Below are 15,892 nucleotides of genomic sequence, written 5' to 3' on the forward strand. Positions count from 1 at the left end.
CGTTACCATGAACACCTCAAAAACACCTCAACCGGGATCCATGCCGCATCGTTTTCTCATGAAGGAAATCGCCCTGCAGGCCGGCGTTGGCCTGGCCACGGTCGACCGCGTGCTGAATGGCCGCTCGCACGTGCACGAACGCACCTGTCAGCGGGTTCAGCACGCGATCAAGGAGCTCGAAAGGCAGCAGTTCCAGCTGGCGACCAGCGGTCGAAAGCTCATCGTCGACGTCCTCGTGGAAGCACCGGGCAGGTTTTCCGAAGAGATACGCGAGGCACTGGAATCGGAACTTCCGATGTTGCGCCCGGCCGTGTTTCGACCGCGGTTCGCGATGCACGACACCATGACTACTGCCCAGGTCGTGGCGGCGCTCGAGTCGGTGGGCCGCCGAGGCAGCCATGGCGTATTTCTCAAGGCGCGCAATGTCCCCGAGATAGCTGACGCAATTGCCGACCTGCAGCAGCGAGGGATCCCCGTCGTGACCATATTCACCGACATACCGGGATCGGCGCGGATAGCCTATGCGGGTCTCGACAACCGGACGGCGGGTGCAACAGCCGCCTATCTCATCGGCCAGTGGCTTGGCCGGCCCCAAGGGCACGTCCTGATAACCATGAGCGACAGCTGCTTCAGGGGCGAGGAAGAGCGCGCGGCTGTCTTTCGCGGCGAGCTGCGTAGGCGCTATCCGAACTTGACGCTGGTAGACGCCAGTGGCGGGCACGGGCTCGATGCACAGACTGAGGAGCGAGTGCGAATAGCCGTCGGCAGGAAAAGAGAAATCGCGGCGGTGTATTCAATGGGGGGAGGGAATGTCGCGATACTCCGCGCCCTGCATGCCATGAAGAAAACGCCAAGTTGCTTTATTGCGCATGACCTCGACAGGGACAATATCCGCCTGCTGCGGAACGGGCAGATCAGTGCGGTATTGCACCATGACCTGCGACAGGATCTGAGGAACGCCTGCCACCAAATCATGTATTTCCACAAACTGCTGCCTGTGTCGGCCATCGGCGATTCATCGTCCGTGGTTGTGGTCACTCCGGTAAACATTCCGCAGTATATAGACCGCCGTTTTGGCAAAGCCCAACAGGATTAGTCCATTTTGCACGCCAGTTCCTGCGACAACTCGATTTGGGCACGTCGCAAAGTTCGAACGATTCCGGGCCGCCAAATGTTTGAGTATTATCGCTTTCATTGCAAATCCTTATTTCTATAAAAAGGAATATCGGGAATTTTCGATATTTACTCGTAAAAATTACAATTCTTTCCCTATGATCTCGGCAAGAGCACTGATGGTTGCTTCGTTCCGCTTCGTACCACGGTTTCTCTTGGTGTCGCTCCGGATGTCGGAGAATGCCAACAAGAGTGTTAACTCTTGCAAAATTTTCCATTCCTCAATATTTCCTCTTGGTAACTAAAGACATTGCCAGTTATGATTTAGTGAAATACTTATCAAGTAAGGCGTCAATAGAGTTTGTTGTCAAAAAAACATAACATTGATGTCGATCTAATTTCCAGGGCGTCGCATGAGCAGTGTGTTTAAGTCTTTGATAATGGGCCGTCAGCATGGCCGCATATTGCGGCTCTCTTTCCCGCACGACGATGGCCCGCAAGCCCAACTCCTGGTTAATAAACTCGATGCAGTAGAAAGCCTGTCCCGCGATTTCGAATTCAATGTCGAATTACTGTCAGATGATTCGGCACTGGCACTCAAGGACTTGCAAGGCAAGCTGTTCAGCGTAGAGCTGGTGCGGGCAGATGGCAGTCTTCGATATTTCAGCGGTTTTTGTTTCGAATTCAGTTTGACCAGGACCGATGGCGCCATCACGTTCTACCAGGCCAAGCTGGGTCCGTGGCTGCAGTATCTGCGGCTGCGCAAAGACAATTATATTTTTCACGGCAAGACGCTGCGCGAGCAGACAGAAAACATTTTCAGCGACTACGGCACTCATCCCGACTGGGATTTTCAAGTGCGTGGCGAAGATGCTGTAATGACTGACGCTTGCCAGTTCGACGAGAGCGACCACAATTATTTGCATCGTCGCTGGGAGGCCGCCGGCTGGTCGTACTGGTACGAACATACCGAAAAGGGTCACAAGCTGATCCTGACAGACGATACCACCCAGGCTGCAGCCATCGACAATGGTCCCGATATACGTTTCCAGCGCCACGGCGGCGCAACTGAAGAAGACGGCATAGGCGACTGGTCGCCGGTGCGGCAGATCGTGCCAGGCAATGTCACGCTGGCGGGATTCAATTTCAAAAGGCCCGTTCCGGTTAGCGCGGGCGTGCCGACACTGAACAAGCAAGGCAATGTCCTCGACATCGAATCTTATGAATATACCGGTGCCTACGGCGTCAAGGATGCCGGGGATGCGGATACATTGGCCCGGCTGCGCATGGAAGAAATCGAAGCGACCGGCAAGCATTTCGAGGCAGCAGGCAATAACCGCTCGGTCCTTCCCGGGCGTTATTTTCGTCTGACGAATCACTTTGCCTTCAATCCCTTCGGCGGCAATGAAGAGGCCGGCAAGAGTGAGTTCCTGATCCTGTCGGTCCATCACGTTGCCGTCAATAATTACCTGCAACAGGCCGACGAAAAAGCAAACTACGACAACCGCCTGACCTGCATCCGCAAAGCGATCCCATGGCGGCCAGGTCGCGGTTTCAATAGTGCCGCCACGAAAATCCTGGGACCGCAAACCGCCACGGTAGTCGGTCCCTCCGGACCGGACAGCATCCACACCGATGAATACGGCAGGATCCGTGTGCAGTTCCATTGGGACCGCATCGGCAACAACGACGAAAAGAGTTCGGCCTGGGTGCGTGTCGCCAGTTCGTGGGCCGGCAGCCAGCTCGGCGCCAAAGCGATTCCCCGGGTTGGCGCCGAAGTGATCGTGATGTGGCTGGACGGTAATCCGGACCGCCCGCTGGTGACTGGCGCTGTCTATAACCAGCGCAATATGCCGCCATGGAAACTGGCGACGCAACAGGCGCTGATGGGATTGCGTAGCCGCGAGCTGACGCCCAACGGTGGCAATGTTGCCGGCGGCCGCAGCAATCACTTGATCCTGGACGATACTAACGCCAAGATCCAGGCACAGCTCAAGAGCGACCATCAGCACAGCCAGCTGAGCCTGGGACATATCACGCGCATCGAGGACAACGCCGGCCGCAAGGATGCGCGGGCGAGGGCTGGGAGCTGCGCACCGACGGCCATGGCGTGGTACGTTCAGCGAAGGGCATGCTGATCACCACCGAAGGCCGTGGCAACGCAGCCTCGCACATGAAAGACATGGGCGAGACTGTGCAAAGGCTGACATCTGCGCGCGACCAGCATGAGACTCTGGCAGAGATGGCGCAGCAGGCGGGTGCCCAGGACAAACAGGGGCAGCAAGCCGACATCGCGAAAATTCTTAAAGCCCAGAATGATGCGGTGAAAGGCAATGGCACCGGCAGCGACAGCACTTTCCCTGAATTGTCGGAACCGCACCTGGTGCTGGCCAGCCCCGCCGGTATCGAGTCCACCACCAGTGGTAGCACCCATATTGCCAGTGGCGACCATGCCGCCATCACAACGGGCAAGAGCCTGTCGATTGCCAGCGGCGACAGTTTGTTTGCGAGCGTTCGCCAGGCATTTAGATTGTTTGTACAGAAAGCAGGGATGAAGATGGTCGCAGCAGCTGGCGACGTCGACGTAACGGCTTTGAAAGATAGCATCAATCTGCTGGCCAAACTCAATATCACGCATACTGCAAACCGCGTCACGATTACGGCCAAGGAAGAAGTGTTGATCAACGGCGGCGGTAGCTACGTCAAATACAATGCTGCAGGCATCGAACACGGAACGAATGGCGCCTATGTTGCGCATGGCGCTACGCATAGTTTGCCTGGAGCGAAGAACCTGCCAGTGCCTTCCGTGGCTCTTCCCGTGGTGGAAATGGAGCAGGACGTAGCGCACAAGTACGTCCAGACATTCGACATCACCACCCTAGTTGATTACGCTCCCATGGCCGCAGTGTTGCAAGGCCAGCCTTACCGAATTTATTTGCCGGACGAGAGCCTGGTTCAGCAGGGTACAGTTTCCGAGACAACAGCTCAGGTCCGCACAGAAAATTCGACCAAGGTGCGCTGTGAGATCGGGGCCGGCGATTGGAAAGTGCATGAAAACGGCTACGACCACGACCAGATCGCCGACGGCGACATCAAGCAAAATGACCACAACCAAGGCATCGCGTAATGGCTAACCCTTCTTCCAATACCCCGACCGATGGCACTTCACCCGCAGGCGCCAATGCCGCGCAACCATCGCCACCAGCGGCAGCAGCTCCTGACCCTGTCGCACCTGTTGTACATAAGCCTGGCGACCCCGAGGTAGAAGCCACTTTCGTCTTCGTGGATGCGGTCAAACATGGCATTAAAGGGTTGACTGTCAAGATAGAAGGAGGCGGTAAAAGCGAGACTGCCACGACCGGGGTCGATGGTACTGCTGTTACGTGGACCGATGCCAAGCGTGGTCAACCCATCAAAATTTATGTCAAGAAGAAAAGCGGCGATTTCGATCTCAAAGGCACCGTGACGCCCAAGCTGGATGTCAATAATTACACCATCCAGAGTCCGGAATATCACCTCGAAGCAATCACTAAACTGGACGCTGAAGAACAGCTAGAAACGGACTTGCATATTCCCACCGTCAAGGACGGTGAAGTCATGACAGTGGAGCGATTGACGGGGGAACTGGCGCCATTTATCGCATCCAAGCAAATGGTATCGGAAATAGGCAAGGTGCTGAAGGATACACCAACCAAGAAAAAGACTGTTACGGAAGACCCGAAGACGCACAAGAAAAAAACAAAGATCGAGATCGAGCACCATTACAAGGCTGTAGAAACCGGTAAACCTCGTACGGTCGCGATGTATGTACTGGGATCGCGTTTAAATTATCCAAAATCATTGGATGTGAGTGACGCAATGTACAAGTGGATGCAAAACGAGCTAAATCAGACGTTGATTTCCATGAAAGTCATCAAGGCCGGTGATCCGGGGATTGAGATTGCGGCAATTAAAGCAGTAACTACACAAGAGGCCGGTGGCAGCGGATTCGTCATAAATGGTTTACCAAAAATTCTTTTTGAGAGGCATATTTTTTACGATCTGACTGCTCCACCAGCGCCAGCGAAAGGAAAGAAACCGCAGCCGCATCCTTACGCAAAATTTCCCGATATTTGCAATCCCGATCAAGGTGGATATGACAACGGACTTGGCAAAGAGGTATTCGGAGAGGTCGAGTTTGAGAAAAAACTAAGCTATGAAGATAGGCACGAACTCTTTCAATACGAACGGTTTGTCAAAGCAGCGCTATTGGACAAAGATGCTGCAATACGCGCATGTTCGTGGGGAGCGTTTCAAGTAATTGCAAAGCCTTACGCAGAATTCGGATACTCAAGTCCATCTGAAATTGCAAATACTTGTATGGAATCAATAGACGGGCATTGCCGCTTGTTCATTGCATTTTTAAAGTCCAAAGATAAAAAATCAGCAATTGCGTCCTTGTACAACAAAAACTGGGAAGATTTTACAACAAAGTACAATGGCGGAGGCTGGAGAACCACTAATCCGGATTACGCTTCCAATATGAAAAGAAATTATGAAAATTTTAAATAAACTGGCTTTTTTTTTATGCCTATTTTGTTCCTTGAACTCACTTGCTGGGACGCTTTATAGTTTTGATAACGAGAATTTGATCGGGTTTGAGGATGGTGGGAAAATCATTGGTTCTTATTTGAGCGAAGACCATGCAGATGGTCATTTGCTTGAGTGCAAATTCAATTTTAAGACAATAAATTCAAACACAAAAAAAGAGAAAAATAAAATAACGGCATGGGAGAAAAATAAATACTTCCAAGCTAAAGCCAATGGCTATCTTTATATTGATGATGATGGCTGGAGAATTCAGATAAATTTTCCAAGTCAAGGGTGCAAAGGCTTTCCACGATCGGTATTTTCGTCAATCAAAATGGAGGCCGAAACAGCCGCCATCTCGGGGAAGAAAAATGCCTTGGGGATTTTTGTTTTAAACAAAAATACGAACTACTACAGCAAAAGTGTTGATGGTTTTCATCCTATACAAACCAAAGGCGATAATTTGGCAAAAGATGATCTAGTGTCCGCCATCGAAAAGCAAGGTGACTTCACGTATATCGAGCACTATTCATGGACGTCCCGCGCAATAAAATCGTCTGGATGGATTAAGTCGATTGACCTCGGGGATTCTATTTCTCAATAGTGATGGCGTGATCAAGATTGCTGATACCTTCAACATTGGGGAACTTAGGTTACTTGCTGTTGAAGAATCGATGACTGACCTACTTCCTCGTACCTTCGTTCGTTATGACTGCTGGGGTATTCAAATGAAGATTGGGATTTGTTTATTGGCTATCATTACGTTCAGCTGTGGCATGGCCAGAGCAGAGGTTCAATCAGAAACAGCCTGTTATGTGTATGTGCCACGCGATAGTTCCAGCAAGCCCATCAAATTTGCGTTGCGGACATATGTCGACAAAGACCTGAAAAAAGAGGTTGGTGCTTTCGTTCAATACAATGCTTCAAAAGAAACCATTCCTCTCGTATTTACAAAGTACGTCAGTACCGACACGGACTCTCCTGATTTAGGTAATTACGAAATTTCCAGGGTTGAAATCGTCGATAAAAAAATAGCAGGCGAGTATGTCTTTATTCAGTCGGGTGCTGGTAATACTCAAGGAAAATACGTGGTGTATACGAAAGCTAAAACAGGAAAACGTATAACATTCATGTACACGGGTGATAATGATGCCGACTGCAAAATCGTGAACTGAGTGTCCAGATCAAGAATTCGTTTTGAGCGGTTTGCGCAATTTGACGATTGAATGACATGCTGCCTATCCGGCAGCATTGACACCCAAGTTACAGCTTGCGGTGGATGAAAACAAGAATGACAGACCCTCGTGACCTGCACCGGGATTTTCAAGATGTCCTAAGCTTGTAATTCCAGGGTAGGCAGGTCTGCCCACCCTATGAGAATTACTTGATATAACGTCCTTGACGCATCACCCGTTCAGCTTGCGCCTGCGATGTCTGCAAGGCAGCGTCGACTGTCGACTTGCCTGCCAGTGCGCCGGCAATCGCCTGGCCGACTACCGTGCCCAGCGACTGGAACTCGGGAATCGTCACGAACTGGATGCCGGTGTAAGGCACTTTCTGCAAGGTGGCGTCCTTGGTGTCCGCCGACTGGATCGCGTTCAGCACGAAGTCGGAGTAGGGCGCAGCCTTTTTATACTCAGGCGAGGCGTAGGTCGACATGCGGGTGCCTGGCGGCACCAGGCCCCAGCCCTTTTCCTTGGCGACCAGTTGCACATATTCCTTGGAAGTCGCCCAGGCTGCGAATTTCTTGGCGGCGTCCTGCGATTTCGACGATTTCGGAATCGCCAGCGACCAGATCCACAACCAATGCGAACCCTTAGGCGTGACCGCCACCGGCGACGGCGCGAACGCTACTTTGCCGACTACCTTCGATTCCTTGCTGCTGTAGACCATGCCGGCAGCCACCGTGGCGTCGATCCACATGCCGCATTTGCCGCTGGAGAATAGCACCAGGCTTTCGTTGAAGCCGTTCGAGGTGGCGCCTTGCGGGCCGTACTTGCGCAGCAGGTCGACATAGGCTGCGATGGCGTTTTTCCATTCCGGCGCATTGAGCTGCGGCTGCCATTTTTCATCGAACCAGCGGCCGCCGAAAGTATTCACCATGGTGCCAATCAATCCCATGTTTTCCCCCCAGCCAGCGCGGCCGCGCAGGCAGATGCCGGCGATGCCATTTTTTTTGTCGTCGAGTTTTTCAGCGAAACGGGCGATGTCCGCGTAGGTCGGATGCTCTGGCATCGTCAAGCCTTTTTCCGTAAACAGATCCTTGCGGTAGTAGGTCATCGAGCTTTCGGCGTAGAACGGCAGCGCGTACAGCTTGCCGCCTTCGGTCAGGCCTTCGCGTACGGTCTTGATCAGGTCGGCTTCGTCGTAGTTGGCCGGCAAGCCTTCCATCGGCGCCAGCCAGCCTTTCTTGGCCCAGATCGGCGCTTCATATGCGCCGATGGTCATCAGGTCGAACTGGCCGCTGCCGGTGGCGATGTCGGTGGTGACGCGCTGACGCAGGATGTTTTCTTCCAGGACTACCCAGCGCAGCTTGATGTCGGGGTTGGCGGTTTCGAAATTCGAGGAGAGTTTTTGCAGTTCGATCATGTCCGGATTATTGATCGTTGCGATGTTCACGGTAACCGGGGCGGCCCAGGCGCTGCTGCAGAGCACTGCCATGGAAAGCGGGGCCAGGATTGCTGCCAATGAACTGCTGCCGATGCTGCGACGTTTCATGTTTGTCTCCGTGGTTGAAATCATCGATTAGCCGTGCCGACTTGTGCGGCTTCGCTATGTTATTTTCTGCAGTATCCGGCGTATTCCCGGCGCCCTGCCATACAGCTACGATGAAAAGGCGAGCTTATATCGGCGGTTTTTTATGATCTCTGGCTGGATAGATTCCGATTTTTCCCATTGAACATTCCGATGCGCTTTTCGAATTTGAATTTTCTACGCATGACGAATCAATTCTTTTAAGGCAGGAATCTGAATCCGTTTAGCGGCCGAGAATTATCTTATCGGCCAATGCATGCCTCGTCTATTTCCACAATGCCGGTTCCCGCATTTAACTTAAATATGACACCACATGACATTTGTTGTGTGTTGCATCAGCCACACACCGCGCATTTCGTCACGGAACAACAGGCATAGGGGTGCCAGCCAGCTGCCTGAATTTCCGGCCTCATCTCTAAATGCATTCTCAAAAATATTGGCTGCAATAGTGCTCGCGATGACGGCACCAGGCAAAAAAACATGAAGGTTTTCCGGCGGCGTGGAAATAAAGCGATGCCAACGCATCGTGGCACGCGGTTTGGCGCTGGCTAAATACAAAAAACCGATCGTCACTGACGCGTCATTCAATGTCACTTGGTGACAACCAAAGTCAATTGAGCCAATCCGCATAAATTTTTCTGAAAATGTGGCCCTGTTTTTTCTTCCAATTGGCATAGCTAATAGAAGTGCAGTAACGATCTGTCAGATGGCTCTTTGAATCACCGTTCGGAATTTTGCGCCATTACTCGCGATGGAAATGAAATGCGTTCAGAACGATTTTCTTTTTTTGTTAACCCAGTTACCTCAACCGGATTTTGTTTTTTTGGGCGGCATCGCTAGCGATGGTTTTTGATGCCGGGCATCGCAGATGTATGAAAAACGGAGGCAGGAAATTTGATGCGAGTTGGGGTGGTTTTCTGCGCGATAGCGCGCAGCGCAAGGCGACGCCTTTCCTGCCCGGCCCGGCAAGATATGCCCAAAGCTTGCCGCGAGCGGGAAATAAGCGATGAGCAGAGGTGCGAAAACAATCCCTGTCGTTGGGCAAGCAGCCATTACTAGCCTATGCAGAAATTTCCCCAGCCGGATGTAATAAAAGGATTCGCGCCAAGCGGGTTGGTGCGCTTGCTGTTTGAATATCTGAAGAAACAGGATATAGACCCTGTTGCCCTCCTTGGCATCCCCGCCCCTGAGCCATTCGATCGCGGCCTGCGGCGCTATCCGATGCAACAGTGGCGGGCGATGCTGCAGCTTGCTTCCGACCGATTGAATGATCCTCTTTTGGGCCTGCGGCTAGGCGGCAATATCACGGCTACTCATTTGGGAGTAATGGGATATATCTTTTCATCCTGCCGATACTTGGCTAATGCCCTGATAAGGTTGAAAGATTATCATCGTTTAGTATATGAAACCAGCAAGCTTCATATTGGTGTTCAAGGTTCTGATCTGACTCTTACCTGGGAAGCGGAGCCTGGTTATTATCATGGACCGCTTGTGGACGAATGTGCGATTGCAAGCTTCGTACAGTTTGTCAGGAATATTTCAAGCAAGCCTATCTCACCGTCACAGGTCTGTTTTATTAACAAGACGCCGCCGGATATCCAGCCTTATATCGATTTTTTTGGCTGTCCTGTGTTATTCGAGCAGCCAGTGAATTCGATACGCGCCAGCTTATGGCATCTGGCTACAAGAATACATCAGCCGGACGAAATGTTGCTGCAAATGCTTGAGCAGCTAGCCGATGCGATGTTATTGGAGCTGCCTCAAACCAATAATATCGAACAACTTGTCCGGCAATCCATTGTCCGGTTGATTCACGATGGAAGACCTGAGTTGGAACAGGTAGCTCACGAACTGAATATGACTGCACGCACTCTTCGGCGCCGCCTGGACGAAGAGGGATTAAATTATCGGGCATTGCTTGAAAATATACGCAAGCATCTAGCTGAACATTATTTATCGGATCCTCGCCTGCGGCTGAGCGAAATTGCGCAATTACTTGGCTATTCCGAGCAAAGTACTTTCAACCGAGCGTTCCGACGCTGGACCGGACAGACTCCTCATGAACGGCAGCAGCAACTTTTACACGGGCATCGAAAGGAAAGGTAAATGCACAACAGAATGTTATTATTGTTATGTCCAATCCTTGCAAATCCCGGCATCACCACAGCGACCTGTTCTCGTTAAGAGACGCCATTGTTTTTCATCATTGTGCGGCTTGATTTTTATTGATATTAAGTAATAAGATTTCATTAAAAGATATCGTCGTTTAGCACTGATCTACGCTGTTTTATCGGACACATGGGGACCGTCGCTTTTGAGTATTCAAGGGCATAGATGGGTTCAAAGGATTCCGTAAAAACAGCTGCGGGGTCAAATCTGCCAATCATTTGTCCATTCGAAGTTACTCATCACATCACATCGCAGAGAAAGGCAAAGCAATCATGGCTACCAACACAGTTCGTTTTCACCGTGTGCTCCGGGCGCCTCCGGAGAGAATCTACCGAGCGTTTCTTGACGCCGACGCGATGGCTAAATGGCTGCCGCCGCATGGCTTCACGGGCAAGGTCCATCATATTGATGCCAAAGTCGGCGGCACTTATAAAATGTCGTTTACGAACTTCTCCACGAAAAATAGCCAATCCTTTGGCGGAGAGTATCTCGAGCTGATACCCAACGAAAAAATCCGGCACACGGACAAATTCGACGACCCTAATTTGCCGGGGAAATGCAGACGACGATTTCTTTACGGAAGGTCTTTTGCGGCACTGAAGTGAATATCGTGCAAGAGGGCATACCGGAAGTGATTCCGGCTGAGGCTTGTTATCTCGGGTGGCAGGAGTCGCTCACTCTTCTCGCGCAATTGGTTGAGGCTGAGATTCCAGAGTAATCATTTGGCGAGCCGATGCCTGGGCGCGGCGGATGCCATGTTCCTCCGGCATTGGCGCCGCCGGCTTTTCTACAAAGTTCTGGCCCAATCCATGGCGCCATCGGCAAACTTGCGAAGCAGGCGAGACAAGTTGCGCACGTCTTCGGTTTCCCAGCCTGCAAGCAGGTCATGAATGATCTTCTGGCGTGCAGCATCCAGCGCCGCTGTCATGGTCCGCCCTTGATCCGTGATGATCGCTGCGCGAACCCGGCCGTCCTCGGGACTTGGGCAGCGGGCGACCAGTCCCAGCCCCTCCAGCTTTGTTATCTGCCGGCTGACCGTACTGTGGTCCCGTCCGGCCAGTTCCGCCAGTTCAACGATGCCAATCGGCCCTAGCCGGTCGATGCGGACAAGCAGTGGAAAAAGTGCGCGGTCGAGGTCGACTCCCGCGGCTTCAATAAGCGCGCTATCGGGTTGGGGGCGGTTCAGCACGCCCGCGAGGTCCAGCATAGCTTCGCGCAATTCGCGGATTTCTTTTTTCATGAAACTCAACTCCTTACCGATTTTAATTATGTGTATAATACACGCATATTGGGGTTGCCCAATCCCGGATGACGCCGATACCCAGACACTTTACCAAGGAGAACGGATATGAAAGCAGCACTCGTTCAAGAGCCCGGCACAACGCCGGTTTACGCCGACTTCGCCGAGCCGGCCGTTACTGAAGGCACGGTGCGCATCGCGGTTACAGCGTCCGCTCTGAGCCATCTCACGAAAAACCGGGCATCGGGCAAGCACTATAGCTCCAGCGGGAAGTTTCCTCTTGTGCCCGGCGTCGACGGCACCGGCATTCGCGAAGACGGAACACGCGTCTATTTCGTGCTGCCGGAAGCGCCCTTTGGCGGCATGGCTGAGTACTGTGTTGTCAAGGAGACGCATTGTATTCCTTTGCCAGCGGCGCTGGACGATGTGACGGCAGCGGCAATCGCGATTCCGGGAATGTCGTCATGGGCCGCCTTGCTTGAACGTGCCAAGCTGGTCAAGGGAGAAACCGTGCTGATCAATGGTGCGACAGGTGTCTCGGGTCGTCTTGCAGTGCAAATTGCAAAGCATCTGGGCGCCGGCAAAGTCATAGCTACCGGCCGCAATGCGGAAGCCCTGCAATCTCTGCGAGCGCTTGGTGCCGACGTGACGATCAGCCTTGCGCAAGACCAGGAGGCGCTCGAAAGCGAATTCCAAGCGCAGTTCCGCGATGGCATTGACGTCATTCTCGACTATCTGTGGGGGCAGAGCGCAGAGCTGCTGCTGGTGTCCGGCGCCAAGGCGGCGCCGGAGGCGGTCCCGGTCCGCTTTGTTCAGATTGGCGCGGTTAGCGGGCCAAACATTACGCTTCCAGGTGCGGCGCTTCGATCATCGTCCATCGAACTCATGGGCAGTGGCTTGGGCAGCATTCCGATGCCGCGCATCTTCGATGCGATTGAGCAGCTGCTCAAGGCCACGATCCCGGGCGGCTTCAAGATCGCAATCAGGCCGGTCCCGCTGTCCCAGGTAGCAGATCACTGGTTAGGCGATGAAAGCTCGGCCCGGACTGTATTTACGACTGGACTCCGGTAGCATATGCCACCCAGCCTTTGATGCTCAAGCCGGCGTAGAAAAGGCTGATATCCGAAAATCCGGCAGCTTCAAGCATCGCCACATCTTCCTCTGGCGACAGGACTGACAGCTTGCTGCTGATTGCTTCTCGGGTGGCTTGCGCATGGGCCGGGCCTGCTCCATCGGGGAGGCCATAGGCGACATGGCGAGCTATCCATTTCGACCGCTCGGGCTCAGTCTGCGGGAAGCTCAGGTGGACCACGATGAACGGCGCACCATCTTTCAATCGGCGCCGCAGTTCTTTCAGGGTTTCGAGACGCTGTTCGCGTGAAATGAAATGGAAGGTCAATATGCATGTGGCGGCGTCGAAAAGCTCCTCCGGTGCGCTGCCGATGTAACCCTCATGCAAACGCACCCGCGCATCGTGTGAACTAGTCACCCGCCTGGCCAACCGCAGCATGTCGGCCGAGGGGTCGACGCCATCGAATGACCATCCTGGATGCGCTTCCGCCAGTGCCTTGATTTCCTGGCCGCCGCCGGCTCCCAAGACCAGCACGCGTCCGTCGGCAGGCATGTGCTCGGCGAGTAAAAGAGACACCATGCGATGCAGGCTGGAATAGCCCGGAACCTGCCGTGGCGGACCTTCGTTATAAGAATCCACGGTGCTTCCGGAAAACGCAGAGTCGGTATTATTGGACATGGAGCGCGTCCGAGAAATGGCTGGTTTTATTCATGCAACATATGTTGTTACATAATATCCGATGTGTCAAGGACAATGCCTGCTACTCGTCGTCCTATTGGTAATCAGGTATGAATCGCGCGGTCCGGGAGGAGTCGCCGTCCATCTGGATGCGGTAGAAGTAGCTTTTGTCGGCCTTGAGGTCCTGGTCTATGGCATTCAGGGAGCGCATGTCAAACGGATCGGTTGGCGCCGCGCCGAAAACATGCTTGCCTGGCGTGAGCATGAATTCCACTTTCTCGCCGGGATTCAGTGAGGCCGCTTTTTTGCCGTCTATGTAGAGATGCTGATATACGCCGGGGCCAGAAGATCCGGCATCTCTCACAAACACCGCGCGGGCGCTGTTCGCCAGCGGCAGCGCATCGGCGCGGAATACGCGTTCCATCGGCACCGACCGGGCATTGTTGATAGGGGCCGTGACAGTGGCGCAGCCGCCGGCCGAAATGAGTACCGAGAGTGCAAGCAATGTGTTTTTCATTTTTACTCCAAACAATTGATTGTCATAAAGTAATTTGCAGCATAACCGATAGCGCATTTTTTACCAAAATAGTTTACGCGAGTCGCCAGGCTTGATCTCATCAAGATCATTAGCTGTTGTGGCTCGAATGTACCGTCGCGCAGGGGATAGTTTGTGAGAAATTGACGATATTCCTCATTTGCAAAAAATACTGTTTCCTGCAATGATCGCCGCTTGGCAATGCCTGGGAAAAGCCGCGCAATAGCCTTTTGGATCAGTCGATCTTAATGCTCGAAGTGAAATGAACCGTCATGCGTTACCAGGGAAAAATCGCCAATTGGAAAGATGACCAGGGTTTTGGTTTTGTCATCCCGAACGGTCGCAAGGAAAAAGCTTTTGTGCATGTCAAGGCCTTCGCCAGCCGTTCGCGTCGCCCGGCTGAAGGCGATCTCATTACCTATGAGTTGATCATGGACGAGAAGGGGCGTTTTCGTGCCGACGAAATCAGGTTTGCCGGCGAGAGGGCTGTGTCGGCGGCTTCCTCAGGAACCAGGTGGTTCGGCTTTGTCTTTATCGCTCTGTTCTTCTGTTTCTTGCTGGCGGCCGCATTGACGGCGTGGATTCCGCTGGCAGTGCCTGTCCTCTATCTTGCGGCAAGCGTCATTGCCTTTCTTGCGTATGCATTCGACAAGGACGCCGCGCAGAACAAACGATGGCGAACCAAGGAGAGCACGCTGCACCTGCTGGGACTTGCCGGCGGCTGGCCGGGCGCTTTCCTGGCCCAGAAAATCATGCGCCACAAATCGAAGAAAGAAGAATTCCAGGCAGTATTCTGGATCACCATCATCCTGAATTGCTGTGCGCTCGGCTGGATTTTGACAAAGCCTGGCGCCGGTTTTTTGCGATCCGCCATTGCCCTGGCGGCGTGATCCAAGGATTGTCGATTTTCACTTTGAATTTGGGCCTGATGAATTTGGGCCTGATACATGATATTGCGCAGACGAACTAAGATGTCGTTGGCGAGAGAGCAATATGTTTGCAATGCTCGGTATCGCACATACGGCCGTGAAGGTTTCCGATAGATTCAAATTTTAGATCGGAGACTATCATGTCAGCCAAGCGAAATTTTTCCCTATCCATATTTATTGCTTGCAAGGCAATGCGGCAACTGGCCATGGCGCTTTTTATCTCTGGCGCCTCGCTGGCCGCAACGGCCGCCGGCAATCCGCAAGATGCGAATGCGCGCTACCAGGCGGAACGGGCGGCCTGCCTGAACGGGCAATCGAACCAGGCGCGCGCAACTTGCCTGCGCGAAGCCGGCGCGGCTTTGCAAGAGTCGAAAAGAGGCCGTCTCGGCGACGATCAGGCGGCCGATCAGAGGAATGCTCTGTTGAGGTGCAATGCCTTGCCGGCCGATGACCGCGACGCTTGCCAGCGTCGCATAGCGGGCGAAGGCACGACCACCGGCAGCCTGCTTGAAGGCGGCGTGCTGCGCGAGCTGACCGTGCCGGATCGCAAATAGGCGTGCCGCCGCGGCGAATTGAAATGGGCCGGCTTGGCGGCAATCACGGGTATTTCCAGGCCGGCCAAAACCATGCCGCGCTGTTTGCTGCTTGTGTGGTCTGGATGTTTCATTGCTAAATGTTCAATGCATCAGTTTTCATGCATTCAGACGCTGCTAAATGCATGGAATTTTGAACTTGCGAAACGGGCGTGATGTCTTATTCCATCAGCTCCATCGCAGGCGTCCGTGTGGCTTCAGGGCAGGCGCGGTTGTTAATGTCCAATACTGAGATGGGAA

Annotated in this window: 14 protein-coding genes and 2 pseudogenes; 11 read left to right on the forward strand and 5 right to left on the reverse strand. The window is 53.1% G+C overall.

Features of this window, described 5'->3' with window-relative positions; translation table 11 throughout:
* The first annotated feature begins 7 nt into the window (after nt 1-7).
* The 6 genes and pseudogenes from CFter6_RS08605 to CFter6_RS08625 all read left to right on the forward strand — a co-directional run bounded on the left by CFter6_RS08605 (nt 8) and on the right by CFter6_RS08625 (nt 6,857).
* Nucleotides 8-1,096, forward strand: a complete 1,089-nt coding sequence (locus CFter6_RS08605; RefSeq protein WP_335340312.1) for a LacI family DNA-binding transcriptional regulator — start codon at nt 8-10, stop codon at nt 1,094-1,096.
* A gap of 457 nt (nt 1,097-1,553) precedes the next feature.
* Nucleotides 1,554-3,301: pseudogene (locus CFter6_RS26400) on the forward strand (type VI secretion system Vgr family protein); the annotation flags it as partial.
* A 54-nt stretch (nt 3,302-3,355) separates the two neighbouring features.
* Complete coding sequence (locus CFter6_RS26405; protein ID WP_236904662.1) at nt 3,356-4,240, forward strand: DUF2345 domain-containing protein; 885 nt, start codon at nt 3,356-3,358, stop codon at nt 4,238-4,240.
* Nucleotides 4,240-5,664, forward strand: a complete 1,425-nt coding sequence (locus CFter6_RS08615; RefSeq protein ID WP_061539580.1) for an N-acetylmuramidase family protein — start codon at nt 4,240-4,242, stop codon at nt 5,662-5,664. The genes CFter6_RS26405 and CFter6_RS08615 overlap by 1 nt, the downstream gene beginning before the upstream one ends.
* The gene (locus CFter6_RS08620) at nt 5,648-6,286 is read left to right on the forward strand and encodes a hypothetical protein (protein ID WP_061539581.1); all 639 of its coding nucleotides are present in this window, start codon (nt 5,648-5,650) and stop codon (nt 6,284-6,286) included. Before CFter6_RS08615 ends, CFter6_RS08620 begins: the two co-directional genes overlap by 17 nt.
* Nucleotides 6,287-6,293: 7 nt before the next feature.
* Nucleotides 6,294-6,857, forward strand: a complete 564-nt coding sequence (locus CFter6_RS08625; RefSeq protein WP_150118683.1) for a hypothetical protein — start codon at nt 6,294-6,296, stop codon at nt 6,855-6,857.
* Between the two features lie 205 nt (nt 6,858-7,062).
* Here CFter6_RS08625 and CFter6_RS08630 read toward each other — a convergent pair whose 3' ends face one another.
* Entirely contained in the window at nt 7,063-8,400 is a 1,338-nt protein-coding gene (locus CFter6_RS08630; RefSeq protein ID WP_061539583.1) for an ABC transporter substrate-binding protein, read from the reverse strand.
* A 333-nt stretch (nt 8,401-8,733) separates the two neighbouring features.
* On the reverse strand, nt 8,734-9,066 hold the full coding sequence (locus tag CFter6_RS25560) for a hypothetical protein (RefSeq protein ID WP_150118684.1): 333 nt from the start codon (nt 9,064-9,066) through the stop codon (nt 8,734-8,736).
* Between the two features lie 432 nt (nt 9,067-9,498).
* Between CFter6_RS25560 and CFter6_RS08635 the strand changes: the two genes are divergently transcribed.
* Nucleotides 9,499-10,542, forward strand: coding sequence for an AraC family transcriptional regulator ligand-binding domain-containing protein (locus CFter6_RS08635; RefSeq protein WP_061539584.1), 1,044 nt, complete (start codon nt 9,499-9,501; stop codon nt 10,540-10,542).
* A 335-nt stretch (nt 10,543-10,877) separates the two neighbouring features.
* Nucleotides 10,878-11,323: pseudogene (locus CFter6_RS08640) on the forward strand (SRPBCC family protein).
* A 69-nt stretch (nt 11,324-11,392) separates the two neighbouring features.
* Here the strand turns inward: CFter6_RS08640 and CFter6_RS08645 are convergent.
* Nucleotides 11,393-11,845, reverse strand: coding sequence for a MarR family winged helix-turn-helix transcriptional regulator (locus tag CFter6_RS08645; protein WP_061539585.1), 453 nt, complete (start codon nt 11,843-11,845; stop codon nt 11,393-11,395).
* A 108-nt stretch (nt 11,846-11,953) separates the two neighbouring features.
* Here CFter6_RS08645 and CFter6_RS08650 point away from each other — a divergent pair, with 108 nt between their 5' ends.
* A complete protein-coding gene (locus tag CFter6_RS08650) occupies nt 11,954-12,916 on the forward strand; it encodes a quinone oxidoreductase family protein (protein ID WP_061539586.1) in 963 nt (320 codons plus the stop codon).
* Here the strand turns inward: CFter6_RS08650 and CFter6_RS08655 are convergent.
* Together CFter6_RS08655 and CFter6_RS08660 are read right to left on the reverse strand one after the other, a co-directional pair.
* Nucleotides 12,897-13,595 carry a class I SAM-dependent methyltransferase gene (locus CFter6_RS08655; protein ID WP_061539587.1) on the reverse strand — a complete coding sequence of 233 codons (699 nt, stop codon included), beginning with the start codon at nt 13,593-13,595 and terminating at the stop codon, nt 12,897-12,899. The two genes, CFter6_RS08650 and CFter6_RS08655, sit on opposite strands and share 20 nt — an antisense overlap.
* A gap of 94 nt (nt 13,596-13,689) precedes the next feature.
* Nucleotides 13,690-14,112 carry a hypothetical protein gene (locus CFter6_RS08660; protein ID WP_061539588.1) on the reverse strand — a complete coding sequence of 141 codons (423 nt, stop codon included), beginning with the start codon at nt 14,110-14,112 and terminating at the stop codon, nt 13,690-13,692.
* A gap of 290 nt (nt 14,113-14,402) precedes the next feature.
* Between CFter6_RS08660 and CFter6_RS08665 the strand changes: the two genes are divergently transcribed.
* Nucleotides 14,403-15,020 carry a DUF1294 domain-containing protein gene (locus CFter6_RS08665; RefSeq protein ID WP_061539589.1) on the forward strand — a complete coding sequence of 206 codons (618 nt, stop codon included), beginning with the start codon at nt 14,403-14,405 and terminating at the stop codon, nt 15,018-15,020.
* Between the two features lie 245 nt (nt 15,021-15,265).
* Nucleotides 15,266-15,613 (forward strand): hypothetical protein, encoded by a 348-nt coding sequence (locus CFter6_RS08670; protein ID WP_236904577.1) that lies wholly within the window; start codon nt 15,266-15,268, stop codon nt 15,611-15,613.
* The last annotated feature ends 279 nt before the right edge of the window (nt 15,614-15,892 follow it).

It is taken from the genome of Collimonas fungivorans (assembly GCF_001584145.1).
In the GTDB taxonomy this organism is placed as follows: domain Bacteria; phylum Pseudomonadota; class Gammaproteobacteria; order Burkholderiales; family Burkholderiaceae_D; genus Collimonas; species Collimonas fungivorans.

Excerpts from the sequence above, each read along its gene's own strand:
- CFter6_RS08605 (WP_335340312.1), top strand. The coding sequence starts at position 8 with ATGAACACCTCAAAAACACCTCAACCGGGATCCATGCCGCATCGTTTT.
- CFter6_RS26405 (WP_236904662.1), top strand. The coding sequence starts at position 3,356 with ATGGCGCAGCAGGCGGGTGCCCAGGACAAACAGGGGCAGCAAGCCGAC.
- CFter6_RS08615 (WP_061539580.1), top strand. The coding sequence starts at position 4,240 with ATGGCTAACCCTTCTTCCAATACCCCGACCGATGGCACTTCACCCGCA.
- CFter6_RS08620 (WP_061539581.1), top strand. The coding sequence starts at position 5,648 with ATGAAAATTTTAAATAAACTGGCTTTTTTTTTATGCCTATTTTGTTCC.
- CFter6_RS08630 (WP_061539583.1), bottom strand. The coding sequence starts at position 8,400 with ATGAAACGTCGCAGCATCGGCAGCAGTTCATTGGCAGCAATCCTGGCC.
- CFter6_RS25560 (WP_150118684.1), bottom strand. The coding sequence starts at position 9,066 with ATGCGGATTGGCTCAATTGACTTTGGTTGTCACCAAGTGACATTGAAT.
- CFter6_RS08635 (WP_061539584.1), top strand. The coding sequence starts at position 9,499 with ATGCAGAAATTTCCCCAGCCGGATGTAATAAAAGGATTCGCGCCAAGC.
- CFter6_RS08645 (WP_061539585.1), bottom strand. The coding sequence starts at position 11,845 with ATGAAAAAAGAAATCCGCGAATTGCGCGAAGCTATGCTGGACCTCGCG.
- CFter6_RS08650 (WP_061539586.1), top strand. The coding sequence starts at position 11,954 with ATGAAAGCAGCACTCGTTCAAGAGCCCGGCACAACGCCGGTTTACGCC.
- CFter6_RS08655 (WP_061539587.1), bottom strand. The coding sequence starts at position 13,595 with ATGTCCAATAATACCGACTCTGCGTTTTCCGGAAGCACCGTGGATTCT.
- CFter6_RS08660 (WP_061539588.1), bottom strand. The coding sequence starts at position 14,112 with ATGAAAAACACATTGCTTGCACTCTCGGTACTCATTTCGGCCGGCGGC.
- CFter6_RS08665 (WP_061539589.1), top strand. The coding sequence starts at position 14,403 with ATGCGTTACCAGGGAAAAATCGCCAATTGGAAAGATGACCAGGGTTTT.
- CFter6_RS08670 (WP_236904577.1), top strand. The coding sequence starts at position 15,266 with ATGGCGCTTTTTATCTCTGGCGCCTCGCTGGCCGCAACGGCCGCCGGC.